Source organism: Hungatella sp. SL.1.14 (assembly GCF_024460495.1).
Classification (GTDB): Bacteria; Bacillota; Clostridia; order Lachnospirales; family Lachnospiraceae; genus Hungatella; species Hungatella hathewayi.
Genome location: NZ_JANFYJ010000135.1, coordinates 1 through 421 on the forward strand (window position 1 = coordinate 1; position 421 = coordinate 421).

Consider the following 421-nt stretch of genomic DNA (forward strand, 5'->3'; position numbering starts at 1 on the left):
CATGCTGGCATGACTCCCGGTTACCTTACGGCTTCCTTCCTTCATACCGAATGGAGATGGAGAGATTCGAACTCTTGACCCCCTGCTTGCAAGGCAGGTGCTCTCCCAACTGAGCTACACCCCCATAAATAATCTGGCACCCACCTGCTCTCCCATGCCGTCTCCAGCATAGTACCATCGGCCGCTTAAGTCTTAACCATCGTGTTCGGGATGGGTACGGGTGTTTCCCCTAAGCGCATCGGCACCAGAAATTTCCAGTCTTTCTTGGCGTTTCTTATTCAATTATTTTTATCTTCTTTGAAACACAAGACTCAACAGTATCTAAAACCCCTACTTCTTCTTCCTTAGAAAGGAGGTGATCCAGCCGCACCTTCCGATACGGCTACCTTGTTACGACTTCACCCCAGTTATCAGTCCCGCC

At 49.9% G+C, this 421-nt stretch carries 1 tRNA gene and 2 rRNA genes; all 3 read right to left on the reverse strand.

The window, feature by feature from the left end:
• Positions 1-51 precede the first annotated feature (51 nt).
• Positions 52-124: transfer RNA gene (locus tag NE473_RS30315), tRNA-Ala, on the reverse strand.
• Positions 125-131: 7 nt separating this feature from the next.
• Positions 132-249 (reverse strand): 5S ribosomal RNA (rrf, locus tag NE473_RS30320).
• 99 nt (positions 250-348) lie between these two features.
• A 16S ribosomal RNA gene (locus tag NE473_RS30325) occupies positions 349-421 on the reverse strand; the annotation flags it as partial.